Here is a 15929-nt window from a genome sequence, read left to right as displayed (position 1 = left end):
ACACACCTGGAGGACTCCATGACCACCACCCTGCCCGCCGGTCTCGTCGCTGGCACCTACACCGTCGACCCGTCGCACTCCGAGGTCGGCTTCACCGCTCGCCACGCGATGGTCACCAAGGTGCGCGGCCGCTTCTCCGACGTCGCCGGCACCGTGGTGCTCGCTGACGACGCCTCCCTCATCTCGGTCGAGGCCACCATCCAGGTCGCCAGCGTCGACACCCGCTCCGCCGACCGCGACGGCCACCTCAAGAGCGCCGACTTCTTCGACGTCGAGCAGTTCCCCACCATGACCTACCGCTCCACCGCGGTGCAGGTCTCCGGTGACGGCTTCGTCGTGGACGGCGAGCTCACCCTGCACGGCGTGACCAAGCCCGTGCAGCTCGAGGTGACCGCCGAGGGCGTCGCCACCGACCCGTTCGGCAACTCCCGCGCCGGCTTCTCCGCCGAGGCCGAGATCAACCGCAAGGACTTCGGGCTGACCTGGAACGCCGCCCTCGAGACCGGCGGCGTGCTCGTCAGCGAGAAGATCAAGATCACGCTGGACATCTCGGCCATCAAGCAGGCCTGAGTCCCAGCCCTCGCCGGCCGACGCGCCGGCGATCATGCAGAAGACCCGCATCCCGGCCTCCCGGGTGCGGGTCTTCTGCATGATCGTCCCCCTCCCGCACGATCGCGCACCTGCGCGCCACACCAGCGCACGAGAGGCAGCTCACGGCCTGCCCACCAAGACCCCGGCACCGGCGCTGACGCCGGGACGCCCAGTCCCAGTGGGGACGCCGCGTCCCGGGTGGAGCGTCCGGACGCGGGGACTCAGCGGCCCCACCGGGGACCAGCACCCCAGGGCACCTCGCCCCCGCGGGCGGCGCCGCCCCTCGACCACCCGCCGCCACTCGCGCACCCAGGGGGCCCAGCGCCCCGACGCGTCGAGCTGTCGAACGTGGCACGCAGGCGCTTGATGGTGGGGGGCGGTGGCGCGGAGGTGGGGGTCGAGCCGGAGGACGACGACGGACGTCAGCGGAGCGGCTCGATGCGGAAGACGGGGTGCTTCGGGGCGGCGGCCAGCAGCTCCTCGTCGCTCGCCCCAGCACCGACGCCGTCGAAGAAGGCACCCACCTCCCACGCCCACCGGCGCAGGTACTCGCGCAGGACGGGGACCTTGTCGGCATCGGGCAGCTCCACGGCGCGGAAGGCCTCACTGCGGCGGCCGACGCGCAGCTCCCCCTGCTCCGCGGCGCGCAGGTTGCGCACCCACTGGGTGGTGCCGCGGGGCGCCACGAGGTGGCGCACGCCGCCCACCTCCAGGGGGTTGACGGGCGTCGTGCGCCACTCCCCCGAGCTGCGCCCGCGCACCGCCAGCACCCGCGAGCCCGCCAGCGGCAGGCCCCGGCGGGTCAGGAGGGCGACTGCGGGGTTGAAGACCCGGGCGGTGAACCACCCCGGCGCCAGGTACCGGGCCGACGCTCCGGCCCCGCCCTCACGAGCACCGGACGCACCAGAGAGCACTGCTCTTCTCGACATGGCTCGAGCATGCTCCCTCATCTCGACGAAAGCAAGAGCAGTGCTCTCTTTTGTGAGCGCTGCTCCTACGCCTGGTAGGAAGGAGGGGTGAACGCCACCCTCACCGCCCGCGAGCGCGCTCGCCGAGAGCTGACGGCGGAGATCCTCAGTGCCGCGCGCCGCCAGCTGGCCGAGTCCGGCGCGGCGGCGCTGTCCGTGCGCGCCGTGGCCCGCGAACTGGGCATGGCGTCCTCGGCGGTCTACCGCTACGTCGCCACCCGCGACGAGCTGCTGACGGCGCTCATCATCGAGGCCTACGACAGCTGCGCCGACGCCGTCGAGAGCGCCTGCGCCCCGGCACCCGGCCGGACGCCCCGGGACCGGTTCGCCTCCGGCTGCCGCGCCGTGCGGGGCTGGGCCCTGGCCCACCCCCACGAGTACGCCCTGGTGCACGGCTCACCGGTGCCCGGCTACCGCGGTGACGAACGGACCACGGCGGCGGGCTCGCGCGCACCCCTGGCGCTGCTGGCCGTGCTCGCGGACGCCGCTGCGGGTCGCGCGAGCGGTGCGGAGGCACCGGGTGCGACGAGCTCCCACGACGGGGCCGGGGCGCTGCGCGTCCGCCCCGTGACGCCGCTGCTCGAGGAGCACGCCGGGCGGGTGGTCGCCGCGGGCGGCGAGCGCCTGCGGGGGCTGGCCCCCGAGGTGGTCGTGGCCGGCGCTCGCGCCTGGACCGCACTGCTGGGCCTCGTGAGCAGCGAGCTCTTCGGGCAGCTGGCGAACACCTTCGACCCCGCCGACGCCTTCTCCGAGGCCGTGGTCGAGGCCATCGCTGACGACCTCGGGCTGTGACCTCGGGCTGTGACGGCGACGTAGCGTTCCGTCACGCGCGGTCACACCGCGGCCGCACCTCACCTAGGCTCGGGCGGACCGCCCCAGCACCGGGCCGTCGCCCAGCACGTCTCGGAAAGGGCCAGCTCGTGAGTCGGCACCGCACCCCTTCCTCCGTCACGCGCCGGGGAGCCCTGGTGGTGGGGGCGGCCTGGGTGGTGGGCGCCTTCGCGGCCTCCTCCGGGGTCAGCGGCCGCTGGAGCAGGGGTGCTCCCGTGACGGCCGCACCGCCGGAGGCGCTCGTCTCCGCACAGGCACCGCCCACCCCCGTCGGCCCTGCGCCCTCCACCGCGGGCGCCGATCCGTCGCCCACCTCCGCCACCACCGCAGCGACCTTCGACAGGTCGGCGCACTCCACCTCGGAGGCCGCCAGCCCCTGGGTGGTGGTCAACAAGCAGCACCCCATCGTGCCCTCGGACTACGAGCCCGCCCAGGTGGTGCGCGTGGCGGGTGAGCTGGTGAGCGCCGCGGCAGCGCCCGACCTCGAGGCGCTGCTCGCGCACAGCAGGGACGACGGCGTGGCGCTCACGCTGGTCAGCGGCTTCCGCACCTTCGACTACCAGGAGCAGGTGCACCGCCGTTCCGTCGCCCGCAACGGGCAGGCCGGAGCGGACAGGTACAGCGCCCGCGCCGGCCACAGCGAGCACCAGACCGGGCTCGCCGTGGACTTCTCCTCCGCGGACGGCCGGGCGACGCTGAGCCCCCGGTTCGGCCAGACCGACGAGGGGTTGTGGCTCGCGGAGCACGCCGGTGAGCACGGGTGGCTCCTGCGCTACACGGAGACCGACCAGGCGGTCACCGGGTACAACCCCGAGCCGTGGCACTTCCGCTGGGTGGGGGCGGAGCTGGTCGCGGCGATGGTCGCCGCGGGGACCCCCACGCTGGAGCAGTTCTTCGGCGTGAGTGGCGGCCCCGACTACGCCTGACCGCACCGTCCGTGCCGGACCAGCGGTAGCGGGGCCGCCCACCTCGCGCGACGGGCTGGCGAGCCAGCCCGTCAGCGGAACGTCACGCGGAACCGACGGCCTCGCGCTGCTCGCCGCTGCCCTCGACCACCTCGTGGTGGTCCGGGCGGGTGCTGCGCGAGACTTCGACGCGCCGCGGCTGGGCCGAGGGCGCGACCGGCACCAGCAGGTGCAGCACGCCGTCGCGGTAGTCGGCGCTGACGCCGCCCGCGTCGAGGCCGTCGCCGATCTGCAGCTGCCGGACGAACGAGCCGTGCGGACGCTCGGCGATGAGCACCTCGCGGGAGCCCGCCGCGCGCGTGGAGCGCTCGGCGCGGACGGTGATGACGTTGCGCTCGGTGGTCACGTCGACGCTGCTCGGGTCGACGCCCGGCAGGTCGAGCTCGACGTGGTAGCCGCTCTCGTCCTTCCAGACGTCCATCGGCATGCGCATCGGCGTGCGGGCGCCGCTGACCAGCTGCTGGGCCATGCGGTCGAGCTGGCGGAAGGGGTCGCCGAAGGGGTCGAACTGCATGACGGTCACGGGGATCCTCCTCACCGGATCACGAGATCACGGGACGCGGCCCGCTGCCGCGGCCCGCGGGCACCCTCTGCGGTGCCACCCGGTGATTACCCCGCACGGGGGCGGCCCAAACCAGAGCTGAGCCCGACCCGCTCAACCCTCGTCAGCCCCGACGGAGCAGGTCTGCGACCTCCGTGGCCCAGTAGGTCAGGGTGGCGGTGGCCCCCGCCCGCTGGACGGACACCAGCGACTCGAGGATGGCGCGCTGGCGATCGATCATGCCGGCGGCCGCCGCGGCCTCGACCATCGCGTACTCACCGGAGACCTGGTAGGCCCACACCGGGACGTCCACGGCGGCTGCGACGTCGCTGAGCACGTCGAGGTAGGGCAGTGCGGGCTTGACCATGACGACGTCCGCACCCTCGGCGACGTCGAGGCGCACCTCGCGCAGCGCCTCACGGCGGTTGCCCGGGTCCATCTGGTACGCCCGGCGGTCCCCCTGCAGGGTCGACTCGACGGCCTCCCGGAACGGCCCGTAGAACGCCGACGCGTACTTGGCGGCGTAGGCCAGCAGGACGACGTCGGACCGCCCGACCGCGTCCAGCGCGGAGCGCACCACCCCGGTCTGGCCGTCCATCATCCCGGACAGGCCCAGCAGGGAGGCCCCGGCCTCGGCCTGCGCCAGCGCCATGGAGGCGTAGCGCTCCAGCGTCGCGTCGTTGTCGACCCGACCCGCGTCGTCCAGGACGCCGCAGTGGCCGTGGTCGGTGAACTCGTCCAGGCACAGGTCGGCCATGACCACGCAGTCGGAGCCGACGGCCTCGTCGAGCACGCGCAGGGCGGTGTTGAGGACGCCCTCGGGGTCGTCGGCTCCCGAGCCGCGCGCGTCGCGCACGGCCGGGACGCCGAAGACCATGATCCCGCCGACGCCAGCGGCCACGGCCTCCTGCGCCGCGTCCACCAGCGAGGTCATCGTGTGCTGCACCACGCCCGGCATCGACTGCATCGGCGAGGGTTCGCGCAGCCCCTCCTTGACGAACACCGGCAGCACCAGGCGCTGCGGCGCCAGGTGCTCCTGGGCGCTGAGCGACCGCAGCGCCGGGGTGGCGCGCAGGCGCCGCGGCCGCTCAGCGGGGAAGGGCACGGAGGACTCTCCTCAGCTCGTCAGCGACGGCGCCGGGCGCCGGCCCGGCGCTCGCTCGGGCGCAGCACCGGCTCGCCGGCCTCCTCGGCCTGGGCGCGCAGCTGCGCGCCGTAGGCCGCGAGGGCGTCGACGAGCGACGCCGTGCTGGCGTGCTCGGCCTGCACGTCGACGCGCAGCCCCAGCTCGGTGGCCGTCGCGCACGTCGCAGGGCCGATGCAGGCCACCACCGTGCTCGGGTGCGGCTTGCCGGCGATGCCGACGAGGTTGCGCACCGTCGAGGAGGAGGTGAAGACGACCGCGTCGAAGGCGCCCGTCTTGATGGCGTCGCGCACCGGCGCCGGCGGCGGGGCCGCCCGGACGGTGCGGTAGGCGGTCACGTCGTCGACCTGCCAGCCGATCTGCTGCAGGCCCTCGACGAGGGTGTCCGTGGCGATGTCCGCGCGCGGCAGGAAGACCCTGTCGATGGGGTCCAGCACCTCGTCGAACGGCGGCCACTCGGCGAGCAGCCCGGCGGCGGACTGCTCCCCCTCGGGCACGAGGTCGGGCTCGATGCCCCAGGCGCGCAGCTCGGCGGCGGTGACGCCGCCCACGGCCGCGACCTTGAGGCCCGAGAACGCCCGCGCGTCCAGGCCGTACTCGGCGAACTTGTCCTTCACGGCGCGGACCGCGTTGACGGAGGTGAAGCCGACCCACTCGTAACGGCCGGTGACCAGGCCGCGGACGGCCTTCTCCATCTGGTGGGGGCTGCGCGGCGGCTCCACGGCGATGGTGGGGACCACCTCGCTGACCGCGCCGACGGCGGCCAGGCGCTCGACCGTGGTCGACGACTGCGCCTGCGTGCGGGGCACGAGCACGCGCCACCCGAACAGCGGCCGGGACTCGAACCACGCCAGCTTGTCGCGCTTGGCGACGCCGGGACCGAGGACGGCCACGAGCGGCTGGGGCAGGTGGTCGCCCTCGGCGGCCAGCACGTCGGGCAGCGTCGCGAGGGTCGCGGAGACCGTGCGCTGGGCCGTCGTGGTGCCGCCGGAGGTCACGACGACCTCCGCAGACCCGCTGCGGCCGGAGGCCAGCAGGGCCTTGGCGGCCGCCACGACGTCGTCGATGGAACCGGTGACGACCACCGTGCCGGGGACGCCGCTGACGGCGTCGACCGCGGCCTCGCCGAGCGCGGCGTCGAGCACGTGCACGTCGCTGGCGCGGGAGGTGGCGGTGGCGATGCCGGCGTACAGCGGCACGGCGGTGGCCACGGACACGCCGGGCACCACCTCCACGGCCACGCCGGCGCGGCGGACGGCGGCGAGCTCGTCGGCCAGCTGCGGGGAGCTGGCGGCGTCGCCGCTGAACAGGCGCACGACCGCACGGCCGGCGCGGGCCGCGGACAGCGACAGCTTGGCGCGGGCGGCCCCGGTCAGGGGGGCGCTGCCCTCCGGCGAGGCGGTCTCCACGACCTCGACGCCGTCGGCGCAGTGGCGGGCCACCGCGGCCAGCGCAGCGCCCTCGGGCGCCCCGGTGGTCTCGGCGTCCGCTCCGCGGTCGACGACGACGACGTCGGCGGCGGCGAGGAGCTCGGCGGCCCTCAGGGTGAGCAGGCCCGGGTCACCGGGGCCGGCACCGACGAAGGCGACCGCCGGCACGGGCGCGGGGACGGCCTGGGCGCTCGCCCCGCTGCCGGCCGTGCTGCTGGGAGCGCTCGCGGGCGCGGGGGTGCTGGGAGCGGTGGTGGCGCCGGCGTCGGTCGCTGCCTGCGGCGCAGCGGCGGTGAGCGTCGGGGCGGAGGTGGGCGGGGTCACGGGTGCACCCTCTCCGGCGGCGCGTCGGCCGCCGTGTCGTGAGTGTTCGAGGCTGGCTGCGGTGCTGCGCTGCTGGTGCGCGGGGTGTCGGGGTGGTCGGGGTCGGGGGGTGTCGTCAGGCGGGCTGCCTGAGGCGTCTGCGGGGCGTGCTCACCGGTCGGCCCGGTCGGCCCATCGGTCGCGGCGGTCGTCGGGACGGACGAGCGGCTCAGGGGTGCCAGGGCCGGCGAGCCGGAGGCCAGCAGCTCGGCCGCCACGCGGCGGCCGAGGTCGGCGGCGTCCGCGCCGGTGCCGGCGCCGGTGCGGGCGGCGGTGGCCGAGCCGTCCAGCGCGGCGACCAGGCCCGTCAGGTGCAGCCCGCCGTCGTCGTCGGCGACGGCGAGGGCACCGACAGGGGCGGCGCAGCCGGCCTCCAGGGCGGCCAGGAGCGCGCGCTCGGCGGTGGTGGCGGCGCGGCTGGCGGCGTCGTCCAGGAGCGCGCAGGCGGCGCGCACGTCCTCGTCGTCGGCGCGGCACTCCACGGCCAGCGCTCCCTGCCCGGGGGCGGGCAGCAGCTGGTCGGTGTCGAGCACCTCGGTGACCTCGTCGGCGCGGCCCAGGCGCAGCAGGCCCGCGCGGGCGAGGACCACGGCGTCGAGCGGGCCCTCGGAGACCATCCGCAGGCGGGTGTCGACGTTGCCGCGCACGTCCACCACCTCCAGGTCGGGGCGCAGCGCGCGCAGCTGCGCGGCGCGGCGCGGCGACCCGGTGCCCACGCGGGCACCGGCGGGCAGGTCCGCCAGGCGACGGCCGCCGGAGGCGACCAGCACGTCCCGGGGGTCCTCGCGGGGCGGCACGGCGGCCACCACCAGACCCTGGGCGGGCGCGGTCGGCAGGTCCTTGAGGGAGTGGACGGCGAGGTCCACGCGCCCGGCGAGCAGCGCCTCGCGCAGCGCCGTCGCGAAGACGCCGGTGCCGCCCAGGCTCGACAGGGGGGCGCGGGAGACGTCGCCCTCGGTGGTGACCTCGACCAGCTCCACCGCCCGGCCGGTGCGCTCGCGCAGGGCCTGCGCGACGTGCTCGGACTGGGTGCGCGCCAGGGCGCTGCGACGCGTGCCGAGGCGCAGGGCGCGCTCACCGGCCACGGGCCCCCCGCTCACGCCGCACCCTCCTCGGTGGCGACCACGGGGACGGACCCGGTGGCCGGCGCGGCGACGGCCCGCAGCACCTCGGCCACGCTGCCGCCGCCCGTCGAGGCGCTGCCGGCGGTGGACACCGTCGGCGCGACAGGGCCGGCACCCAGACCGCCCAGCCCGGCGAGGCCGCTGGCGGGGCCGTCGAGGTCGAACAGCTCGCGCAGGACCGCGGCGTAGCCGGCGCCGTCAGCGCCGTCGGCCGCGAGGGCCTTGACCCGCACGGTCGGCGTGTGGAGGAGCTTCTCGGTGACGCGGTGGACGGCCAGCTCGGCCTCGGCCACCACGCGCGGGTCGGCGTCGGCGCCCAGGCGCCCCCGCAGCCGGGAGACCTCGGCCTCCACCACGTCGCGGGCCAGGGAGCGCAGCGCGGCCACCGTCGGCGCCACCGCGGCCGCGCGCTGCTCGGCGAGGTAGCCGGCCACCTCCTCGGCGACCACGGCGCGCGCGGACCTGACGCTGCCCGCCACGCCGGCCAGCGCCTCGTCGTCCTCGGGGGTGGTCGCCAGACGGCGGCGCAGGGCGTCCAGCCCCACCAGCTCGACACCCGGCAGCTCCCCGGCGGCCGGGTCGACGTCGTGGGGCAGGGCCAGGTCGACGAGGAGCTGCGGCGCGGCGAGGCCGTCGGCGCCGGAGCGCCGCTGCGCCCGCGCCGCCTGGACGTCGGCGGCGTCCAGCACGGTGCCGACGGCGCCGGTGCAGGACACCACGACGTCGGCCTCGGCGAGGGCGGCGCGCAGGGCCGCGGGGTCGTCCAGGGGCAGCCACGTGCCGCCCACGGCGGCGGCGAGGCGCTCGGCGCGCGCGGCGGTGCGGTTGGCCACCGCGATCGACCCGACGCCCAGGCGCTGGAGCGTGGTGGCGGCCAGGGCGCTCATCGAGCCGGCACCGACGACGAGGGCCCGCGCCTGCTCCAGGGGACCGACCACCGCGTCGGCGCCCTCGAGGGCGGCCTCCACGAGCGACCGGCCGGCGCGGTCGAGCCCGGTCTCGCTGTGGACGCGCTTGCCGACGCGCAGGGCGCGCTGCACCAGCTGGTCGAGCACCCTGCCGACGGTGCCGTCCTCCTGGCCGCGGCGCAGCGACGCGCGCACCTGGCCGAGCACCTGGGACTCGCCCAGCGCCATGGAGTCCAGGCCGGCGGAGACCGAGAACAGGTGCTCGACCGCGCGCTCGCCGTAGGCGAACAGCAGCGACTCCGCCAGGTCGCCCAGGGGGACTCCCGCCCGCTGCGCGAGCGCCGCCGACAGGTCCTGGACGCCGAGGTGGAAGGCGGGCACCACCGCGTAGACCTCGACGCGGTTGCAGGTGGCCAGCACCGCGGCCTCCTGGACGGCGCCGCCGCACAGGTCGCGGGCCAGCTCGCGGGCCGCGTCGGCGTCGAGCGCGGCGCGCTCCAGCAGGGCGATGGGGGCGGTGCGGTGCGACATCCCCACGAACAGCAGGCTCATCGCGTGGCCCCCGCGCTCGTGGTGACGCGCTCCTCCGCAGCGACCAGGCCCGGCGACAGCTCGCCAGCGGCAGCCGCCCGGCGGCGCTCGCGGAAGGCCAGGATGCCCAGCTCGGTGGACAGGTCGACGCTGCGGAGCTCCACCCCCGCGGGCACCTGCAGCTCCACGGGCGCGAAGGACAGCACGCTGGTGATGCCCGCCGCCACCACGGCGTCGCAGGCGGCCTGCGCGGCGCTCGCCGGCACCGCCAGGACGGCGATCCGCACGCCCAGCTCGCCCACCACCTCGGCGGTGCGCGCCGACGGCAGCACCTCCAGCCCGGCGACGCGCTCGCCGACCACCGCGGGGTCGCTGTCGAGCAGGGCGACCACGCGCGTGCCGAGCGGGGCGAAGCCGCTGTAGTTGGCCAGCGCCCGGCCGAGGCTGCCGATGCCCACGATGACGACGCGCCACTCCTCGGCCAGGCCGAGGCAGCGGCCCACGTGCTGCACGAGCCGCGCGACCTCGTAGCCGACCCCGCGCACGCCGTAGCTGCCGAGGTGGGAGAGGTCCTTGCGGAGCGTGGCCGAGCCGACGCCGGCCGCCAGCGCCAGCTCCTCGCTGGAGACGGTGGCGACGCCGCGCTCACCGAGGCCGGTGAGGACGCGCAGGTACACCGGGAGCCGGGCCACGGTGGCGTCGGGGACGCCCCTGGCGCCGTCGCGCTGGGCGCGCAGCGGCGGGGTGGCGTGCGGGTCTGTCACGGTGCTGCAGGGCTCCTGCTGGCAGTCAGCTGGCGTCACCGGGGACCTGCGGGTCAGGCCTCGGCCGCGCCCGGCGCGGGTGGCGCGGGCAGCCCAGACTAGGCACTTGTGAAGGGCAGAACAAAGTCCGCGCGCGCCGCCCGCGCAGCGCCGGCGGGCCGTCGGCCCCTGAGGGCCGCCCTGACGGCCGTCAGCGGGGGACCAGGGCGGCCAGCAGCTCCTCCTCGCTGACGCGCCAGTGGGCGTGGTGCCGCCCGTCCACCGTCACCACGGGCACGAGGTCGCTGTAGCGCGCCACCAGCTCGGCGTCGTCGTCGACGTCGACCTCCCGCCAGGTGGCGCCCGCGACGGCGCAGGCCCGCGCGACCTGCTCGCGCGCCACGTCGCACAGGTGGCAGCCGCGCCGGCCGTAGAGCACCACGCGCTCGTCCGCGCGCCCACCCAGCCCCTGCTCCACGCGGCGAGGCTACCGGGCACCCCCTCCGCCCGAGGGACCCACCGCCCCACCACCCGAACGGCCCCCCGGACAGCACGAGACCCGCACCGCGCGAGGCGGTGCGGGTCTGCAGCAGGTGCGCCTACTTCTTGTTGCGGCGCTGGTGGCGCGTCTTGCGCAGCAGCTTGCGGTGCTTCTTCTTCGCCATGCGCTTGCGGCGCTTCTTGATGACCGAACCCATCGGTGCCTCAGATCGATCGGGGCAGCGGCGTGCGCTGCCGGCGGATGCTCCTGCTCCCCAGCGTACCGACTGCGCGCGGTGCGCCCGGAACGCTCAGGGGGAGGTCACATCGCCTCGGTCTCCACGAAGGAGTGCGAGAGGTACTGGTCGACGGCCGTCTCCGGCACCCGGAAGGAGCGGCCCACGCGCACGGCGGGCATCTCACCGGAGTGCACCAGGCGGTACACCGTCATCTTCGACACGCGCATCATCGTGGCGACCTCGGCCACGGTGAGGAAGCGCACACCGCTGAAGTCGCGGTCCATCGCCATGGTTCCTCCCGGTCGTCCCTGGACCCTGAGCTCCAGGGACCTGATGCAACTCACAGTAGTGGCACGTGTGACTTCTGGGGAAGTCGTTGCGGAAGTTACAAGCGTGTGAGACACCCTGGTGGCAGCGTCGGCGCGCCGGGGCAGACCGCTGCCCGGGCATCGTGCTACGGGTCCGCGCCCGCCGCGGGAGATCCACCGGGCAGGTGGGTGGCGCGCGGCGTGTCGGACTCCGCCGCGCCGCGCTGGGCGGCGGACGCCCGGCGGCTCAGTCGAACCAGGGGTCGAGGCCGTGGTTGGGGAAGACGGCGCGCCGGGTCGCGAGGACCGCCCTGTCGAGCGGGTCGGAGGGGTCCGCACCGGCCTCCCAGGGCGAGAACCAGGCCTGCGCGCCGTCGGTCATGGCCTCCGGCGCGTCCCAGCCCTGCGCCGTGACGAAGTCGCGCCACCCCGGGGGCACCGGCGTCGCGGGCGGGACGGGCGCGTGGGCGGCGATGCCCAGCAGGTGGGCCCAGACCCGCGGGACGACGTCGACGACGTCGTACCCGCCACCGCCCGTGGCCACCCACCGCCCCCCGCAGACCTCGTGGGCGAGGTCGTGCAGGGACCGCGCAGCGGCGCGCTGCGCGTCCACGCTGACGGCGAGGTTGGCCAGCGGGTCCTGCGCGTGGGCGTCGGCCCCGTGCTGGGTGACCAGCACGTCGGGGCGGAAGGCGCGCACGAGCGGGTGCACCACGGCGTGCACCGCGCGCAGCCACCCCGCGTCGGCGGTGCCCGCCGGCAGGGCGACGTTCACGGCGCTGCCCTCGGCGCCCGGCCCGCCGGTCTCCTCGGGCCACCCCGTGCCCGGGAAGAGCGTGCGGCCCGACTCGTGCAGCGAGACGGTCATGACGCGCGGGTCGTCCCAGAAGGCGGCCTCGACGCCGTCGCCGTGGTGGACGTCGAGGTCGACGTACGCCACGCGGCGCGCTCCGCGCTCGAGGAGGCGGTTGATGCCCACCGCGACGTCGTTGTAGATGCAGAAGCCGCTGGCGCGGTCGGGCATGGCGTGGTGCATGCCGCCGCTGACGTTCACCGCGTGCTCGGCCTCGCCGGACCAGACGGCGTCGACGCAGTCGACGGTGGCGGCCACCACGCGCGCCGACGTCTCGTGCATGCCCGCGAAGACCGGGTCGTCGTCGGTGCCCAGGCCGTGCGCGAAGTCGACCAGGCGGGGGTCCGCCGAGACGCGGCGGACGGCCGCCACGTAGCGGGGGTCGTGGACCGTGGTGATGAGCTCGTCGGGCGCCACGCGGGCGCCCGTGACCCGCACACCGGGCGCCTCGAGCAGGCCCAGCTCGCGCGCCAGGCGCGCGGTGAGCTCGAGGCGCAGCGGCGCCATGGGGTGGCCGGGGCCGAAGTCGTGCGCCGCGAGGGCGTCGTCCCAGACCACTAGCGTGCGATCCGCCACTCCTGCACGCTAGCGGGCCGCCGGGTCGGGCCGGCGCGCAGCCGGGGCCGGTCAGCCCTGCGGGCCCACCCGGAGGTGCTCGCGGGCGAACGCCAGCGCCGCCGCCAGCGCGGCGCGGCGCTCGTCCGGGCCGCGGCTGCGGCGGGTGGTGACCTCCACGCAGGCGTCGCCCTGCCAGTCCCGCGCTGCCAGGTGCGCGAGCAGCTCGGCCACCGGCTGCGAGCCCTGGCCGGGCAGGAGGTGCTCGTCCTTGGGGGAGCCGTTGCCGTCGGTGAGGTGCAGGTGCTTGAGGCGGTCGCCCATGCGCTCCGCCAGCTCCAGGCAGCTGAGCCCGGAGGTGGCGGCGTGGGAGACGTCCAGCAGCAGCGCGTCGTAGTCGAGCTCGCAGGGGTCCCACCCGGGCAGGTACGCGGCGAACTCGCGCCCGCCGGCGCGCCAGGGGTACATGTTCTCGACGGCGAGGGTGACGCCCTCGGCCTGCGCGATGCGCCGGACCCCGGCCTCGAAGCCGGTGGCGTAGTCCTTCTGCCAGCGGAACGGCGGGTGCACCACCACGGTGCGCGCCCCCAGCCGCTTGGCCATCCGCGCCGCCCGCTCGACCTTCGGCCACGGCTCCTTGCCCCACACCCGCTGCGTGAGCAGCAGCGTCGGCGCGTGCACGGACGTCACCGGCACCCCGAAGTGGTCGGACAGCTCGGCGATGGCGTCCTCGTCCTGGCTGACCGGGTCGGTCCACACCATGACCTCGACCCCGTCGTAGCCGACGCGGGCCGCCATCTCGAACGCGTCGGCGACCCCCTGGGGGTACACCGACGCCGTCGACAGGGTCACCGCGACAGCCACCGGATCACCCTACGGTCGGCGCCGCGCTGGCACCTGGCGGAGGTCGTCCGCACCTCGCCGCCGCCACCCGGGTCGGCGGGTGGCGGCGGCGCGCTGCGGACGCCCGAGCGTCAGACGCCGCGCTGCAGGACGCGGTAGGCGCTCTCCCAGCGCAGCTCGCGCTTGAAGGAGCGCGTCGTGGTGCCGGCGCCGACGACCGCGAGCTCGGTGCCCACGACGTCGGCGAGGTCCTCCAGGACCTCGAGGCCGAACTGGGTGGTCATGACGGTGTGGTGGGGACCGCCGGCCTCGAGCCAGCACTCGGTGGAGGTGCGCCAGTCGGGCAGCGGCTCCCAGACGGCGCGGGCCACGGGCAGGTTGGGCAGGTCCTGCGGCGGGGTCACCACGCGCACCTCGTTGGCCACGAGGCGGAAGCGCTCGCCCAGGTCGCACCAGCCGACGATGACGGCGTCGCCCGGGTCGGCGGTGTGGACCATGCGGACCGGGTCCTCGCGGTCCCCGATGCCGAGGGGGTGCACCTCGATGCGCGGCGTGGAGGTGGTGATGGTCGGGCAGACCTCGAGCATGTGGGCCCCGAGGATCCGCTGCGGCTGCCCAGGGGCCAGGTCGTAGGTGTAGTCCTCCATGAACGCCGTGCCGCCGGGCAGGCCGGCGCCGGCCGCCTTGAGGACGCGCGTGAGGGCGGCGGTCTTCCAGTCGCCCTCGCCGGCGAAGCCGTAACCGTCTCCCAGGAGGCGCTGCACGGCCAGGCCCGGCAGCTGGCGCAGGGTGCCGAGGTCCTCGAAGTTGGTGGTGAACGCCTCGGCGCCGTTGGCCTCGAGCACGCGGCGCAGCGCCACCTCGATCTTGGCGCCGTAGTGCAGCGACTCGGCGCGCTCGGCGCCGGGGAGCAGCTCGGGGGCCACCTCGTAGCGGTCGGCGTACTCGGCCACCACGGCGTCGGCCTCGGCGTCGGAGACCTGCAGGACGACGTCGGCGAGGGCGTTGACGCCCAGCGCCTCGACGTCGACGCCCCAGCGGATCTGGGCCTCGACCTTGTCGCCCTCGGTCACGGCGACGTTGCGCATGGTGTCGCCGAAGCGGACCAGCTTGAGCGAGCGCGCCACGGACGCGGCCACGGCGGCGCGGGCCCACTCCCCCACGCGCTGCTGCACGCCCGCGTCACCGGCGTAGCCGGCCACCGTGGTGCGCGACGAGCGCAGGCGCGACAGGACGTACCCGAACTCCCGGTCGCCGTGGGCGGCCTGGTTGAGGTTCATGAAGTCCATGTCGATGGTCGCCCACGGCAGGGCCGGGTCGGCCTGGGTGTGCAGGTGCAGCAGCGGCTTGGACAGCACCGACAGGCCGGCGATCCACATCCGGGCCGGGCTGAACGTGTGCATCCAGGTGATGACGCCGGCCACCGAGTCGTCGGCGCTGGCCTCGAGCATGACGCGGCGGATGGCGTCGGAGCTCTTCACCACGGGCTTCCACACCACGCGGACGGGGACCGCGTCGGCGCCGTCGAGCAGCGCGGCGACGCGCTGGCTCTGCTCGGCCACCTGGGCGAGGGTCTCCTCGCCGTAGAGGTCCTGGCTGCCCGTGAGGAACCAGACCTCGCGGGTGGAGAACGGGTCGAGCAGGGGTGACGTACGGGACATGGGTGTGCTCAGCCTTCCGGGGTGGGGGTGGCGCTGCGGGTTCTGGGTCCGCGTCGTCGCGGTCAGCGCTGGCCGTAGACGTTCTGGTAGCGGTTGAAGAGCCGGTCGACCGCGTCCTGGGGGATGGGCAGCGGCTCGCCGTGCTGGCGGGACAGGTGGACGGTGCGGGCGACGTCCTCGGTCATCACGGCGGCCTTGACCGCCGAGCGGGCGTCCTTCCCGATGGTGAAGACGCCGTGGTTCTGCATGAGGACCGCGGGACTGCGCGACTCCGCCAGGGTGGCCACCACGCCGCGGCCGATGGAGTCGTCGCCGATGATCGCGAACGGACCCACGGGGATCGGGCCGCCGAACTCGTCAGCCATGGCGGTGAGCACGCAGGGGATGGACTCGCCCCGGGCCGCCCACGCCGTGGCGTAGGGGCTGTGGGTGTGGACCTGGCCGCCGACGTCGGAGCGGGAGCGGTAGACGAAGGCGTGCGCCGCGGTGTCGGAGCTGGGGGCGTGCTCGCCGTCGACGAGGTTGCCGTCGAGGTCGCACACCACCACGCCGCGCCAGTCGAGGGACTCGTAGTCGACCCCGGAGGCCTTGATGACGAACAGGTCCTCACCGGGCACGCGGGCCGAGACGTTGCCGGCGGTCCAGGTCACCAGCTGGTAGCGGACGAGGTGCCCGTGCAGCGCGGCCACCTCCTCGCGCAGGCGGCGGTGGGTGCCCCGGTCGGACCTGGCGGTCCCGCTGCTCGGGGTGCTGCTGGGGGTGGTGCTCATGGGTGCGGGGTGCTCCTCGTCGCGCGCACATCGGTCCAGCGCGGACGCCGGCGGCCACTGGGATTGTGAGCACTCACACGG

17 protein-coding genes are annotated in these 15929 nt (G+C 75.8%); 3 read left to right on the top strand and 14 right to left on the bottom strand.

The annotated features are described in order from the left end of the window. Positions 1 to 18: 18 nt before the first annotated feature. Positions 19 to 570, top strand: a complete 552-nt coding sequence (locus FMM08_RS00085; RefSeq protein ID WP_147924341.1) for a YceI family protein — start codon at positions 19 to 21, stop codon at positions 568 to 570. A 443-nt stretch (positions 571 to 1013) separates the two neighbouring features. Here the strand turns inward: FMM08_RS00085 and FMM08_RS00080 are convergent, their stop codons facing one another. Then, positions 1014 to 1520, bottom strand: coding sequence for a nitroreductase/quinone reductase family protein (locus FMM08_RS00080; RefSeq protein ID WP_147924340.1), 507 nt, complete (start codon positions 1518 to 1520; stop codon positions 1014 to 1016). 87 nt (positions 1521 to 1607) lie between these two features. Here FMM08_RS00080 and FMM08_RS00075 point away from each other — a divergent pair, with 87 nt between their 5' ends. After that, the gene (locus FMM08_RS00075; RefSeq protein WP_147924339.1) at positions 1608 to 2351 is read left to right on the top strand and encodes a TetR/AcrR family transcriptional regulator; all 744 of its coding nucleotides are present in this window, start codon (positions 1608 to 1610) and stop codon (positions 2349 to 2351) included. A gap of 128 nt (positions 2352 to 2479) precedes the next feature. Next, positions 2480 to 3316, top strand: a complete 837-nt coding sequence (locus tag FMM08_RS00070) for a M15 family metallopeptidase (RefSeq protein WP_147924338.1) — start codon at positions 2480 to 2482, stop codon at positions 3314 to 3316. A gap of 82 nt (positions 3317 to 3398) precedes the next feature. Here FMM08_RS00070 and FMM08_RS00065 read toward each other — a convergent pair whose 3' ends face one another. From FMM08_RS00065 to FMM08_RS00005, 13 genes are all read right to left on the bottom strand, one after another. Continuing rightward, positions 3399 to 3869, bottom strand: a complete 471-nt coding sequence (locus FMM08_RS00065) for an Hsp20/alpha crystallin family protein (RefSeq protein WP_147924798.1) — start codon at positions 3867 to 3869, stop codon at positions 3399 to 3401. Between the two features lie 151 nt (positions 3870 to 4020). Beyond that, on the bottom strand, positions 4021 to 5001 hold the full coding sequence (hemB, locus tag FMM08_RS00060; protein ID WP_147924337.1) for a porphobilinogen synthase: 981 nt from the start codon (positions 4999 to 5001) through the stop codon (positions 4021 to 4023). A 20-nt stretch (positions 5002 to 5021) separates the two neighbouring features. Further along, positions 5022 to 6794 (bottom strand): bifunctional uroporphyrinogen-III C-methyltransferase/uroporphyrinogen-III synthase, encoded by a 1773-nt coding sequence (locus tag FMM08_RS00055; protein ID WP_147924336.1) that lies wholly within the window; start codon positions 6792 to 6794, stop codon positions 5022 to 5024. Next, positions 6791 to 7933, bottom strand: coding sequence for a hydroxymethylbilane synthase (hemC, locus tag FMM08_RS00050; RefSeq protein WP_222710235.1), 1143 nt, complete (start codon positions 7931 to 7933; stop codon positions 6791 to 6793). Before hemC ends, FMM08_RS00055 begins: the two co-directional genes overlap by 4 nt. After that, positions 7930 to 9417, bottom strand: coding sequence for a glutamyl-tRNA reductase (locus tag FMM08_RS00045; RefSeq protein ID WP_187279438.1), 1488 nt, complete (start codon positions 9415 to 9417; stop codon positions 7930 to 7932). Before FMM08_RS00045 ends, hemC begins: the two co-directional genes overlap by 4 nt. Further along, positions 9414 to 10133: a redox-sensing transcriptional repressor Rex gene (locus FMM08_RS00040; RefSeq protein ID WP_147924796.1), complete on the bottom strand. Its 720-nt coding sequence runs from the start codon at positions 10131 to 10133 to the stop codon at positions 9414 to 9416. Before FMM08_RS00040 ends, FMM08_RS00045 begins: the two co-directional genes overlap by 4 nt. Before the next feature lie 217 nt (positions 10134 to 10350). Further along, positions 10351 to 10617 carry a glutaredoxin family protein gene (locus tag FMM08_RS00035; protein ID WP_147924335.1) on the bottom strand — a complete coding sequence of 89 codons (267 nt, stop codon included), beginning with the start codon at positions 10615 to 10617 and terminating at the stop codon, positions 10351 to 10353. 121 nt (positions 10618 to 10738) lie between these two features. Further along, positions 10739 to 10837, bottom strand: coding sequence for a 30S ribosomal protein bS22 (locus FMM08_RS00030; RefSeq protein WP_003792170.1), 99 nt, complete (start codon positions 10835 to 10837; stop codon positions 10739 to 10741). A gap of 104 nt (positions 10838 to 10941) precedes the next feature. After that, positions 10942 to 11148: a helix-turn-helix domain-containing protein gene (locus FMM08_RS00025; RefSeq protein ID WP_109774631.1), complete on the bottom strand. Its 207-nt coding sequence runs from the start codon at positions 11146 to 11148 to the stop codon at positions 10942 to 10944. Positions 11149 to 11413: 265 nt separating this feature from the next. Further along, the gene (locus FMM08_RS00020) at positions 11414 to 12595 is read right to left on the bottom strand and encodes an acetoin utilization protein AcuC (RefSeq protein WP_255471881.1); all 1182 of its coding nucleotides are present in this window, start codon (positions 12593 to 12595) and stop codon (positions 11414 to 11416) included. Between the two features lie 51 nt (positions 12596 to 12646). Further along, positions 12647 to 13438, bottom strand: a complete 792-nt coding sequence (locus FMM08_RS00015; protein ID WP_255471880.1) for a sugar phosphate isomerase/epimerase family protein — start codon at positions 13436 to 13438, stop codon at positions 12647 to 12649. A 110-nt stretch (positions 13439 to 13548) separates the two neighbouring features. Further along, positions 13549 to 15078 (bottom strand): L-arabinose isomerase, encoded by a 1530-nt coding sequence (araA, locus tag FMM08_RS00010; RefSeq protein ID WP_147924334.1) that lies wholly within the window; start codon positions 15076 to 15078, stop codon positions 13549 to 13551. Positions 15079 to 15140: 62 nt separating this feature from the next. Beyond that, positions 15141 to 15848, bottom strand: coding sequence for an L-ribulose-5-phosphate 4-epimerase (locus FMM08_RS00005; RefSeq protein WP_147924333.1), 708 nt, complete (start codon positions 15846 to 15848; stop codon positions 15141 to 15143). Between the last annotated feature and the right edge of the window lie 81 nt (positions 15849 to 15929).

The sequence above is a fragment of the Quadrisphaera setariae genome, from assembly GCF_008041935.1.
Classification (GTDB): domain Bacteria; phylum Actinomycetota; class Actinomycetes; order Actinomycetales; family Quadrisphaeraceae; genus Quadrisphaera; species Quadrisphaera setariae.
This window is presented reverse-complemented; position numbering and strand designations above follow the sequence as displayed.

Excerpts from the sequence above, each read along its gene's own strand:
- FMM08_RS00025 (WP_109774631.1), bottom strand. The coding sequence starts at position 11,148 with ATGGCGATGGACCGCGACTTCAGCGGTGTGCGCTTCCTCACCGTGGCC.
- FMM08_RS00085 (WP_147924341.1), top strand. The coding sequence starts at position 19 with ATGACCACCACCCTGCCCGCCGGTCTCGTCGCTGGCACCTACACCGTC.
- FMM08_RS00005 (WP_147924333.1), bottom strand. The coding sequence starts at position 15,848 with ATGAGCACCACCCCCAGCAGCACCCCGAGCAGCGGGACCGCCAGGTCC.
- FMM08_RS00065 (WP_147924798.1), bottom strand. The coding sequence starts at position 3,869 with ATGCAGTTCGACCCCTTCGGCGACCCCTTCCGCCAGCTCGACCGCATG.
- FMM08_RS00080 (WP_147924340.1), bottom strand. The coding sequence starts at position 1,520 with ATGTCGAGAAGAGCAGTGCTCTCTGGTGCGTCCGGTGCTCGTGAGGGC.
- FMM08_RS00045 (WP_187279438.1), bottom strand. The coding sequence starts at position 9,417 with ATGAGCCTGCTGTTCGTGGGGATGTCGCACCGCACCGCCCCCATCGCC.
- araA (WP_147924334.1), bottom strand. The coding sequence starts at position 15,078 with ATGTCCCGTACGTCACCCCTGCTCGACCCGTTCTCCACCCGCGAGGTC.
- FMM08_RS00030 (WP_003792170.1), bottom strand. The coding sequence starts at position 10,837 with ATGGGTTCGGTCATCAAGAAGCGCCGCAAGCGCATGGCGAAGAAGAAG.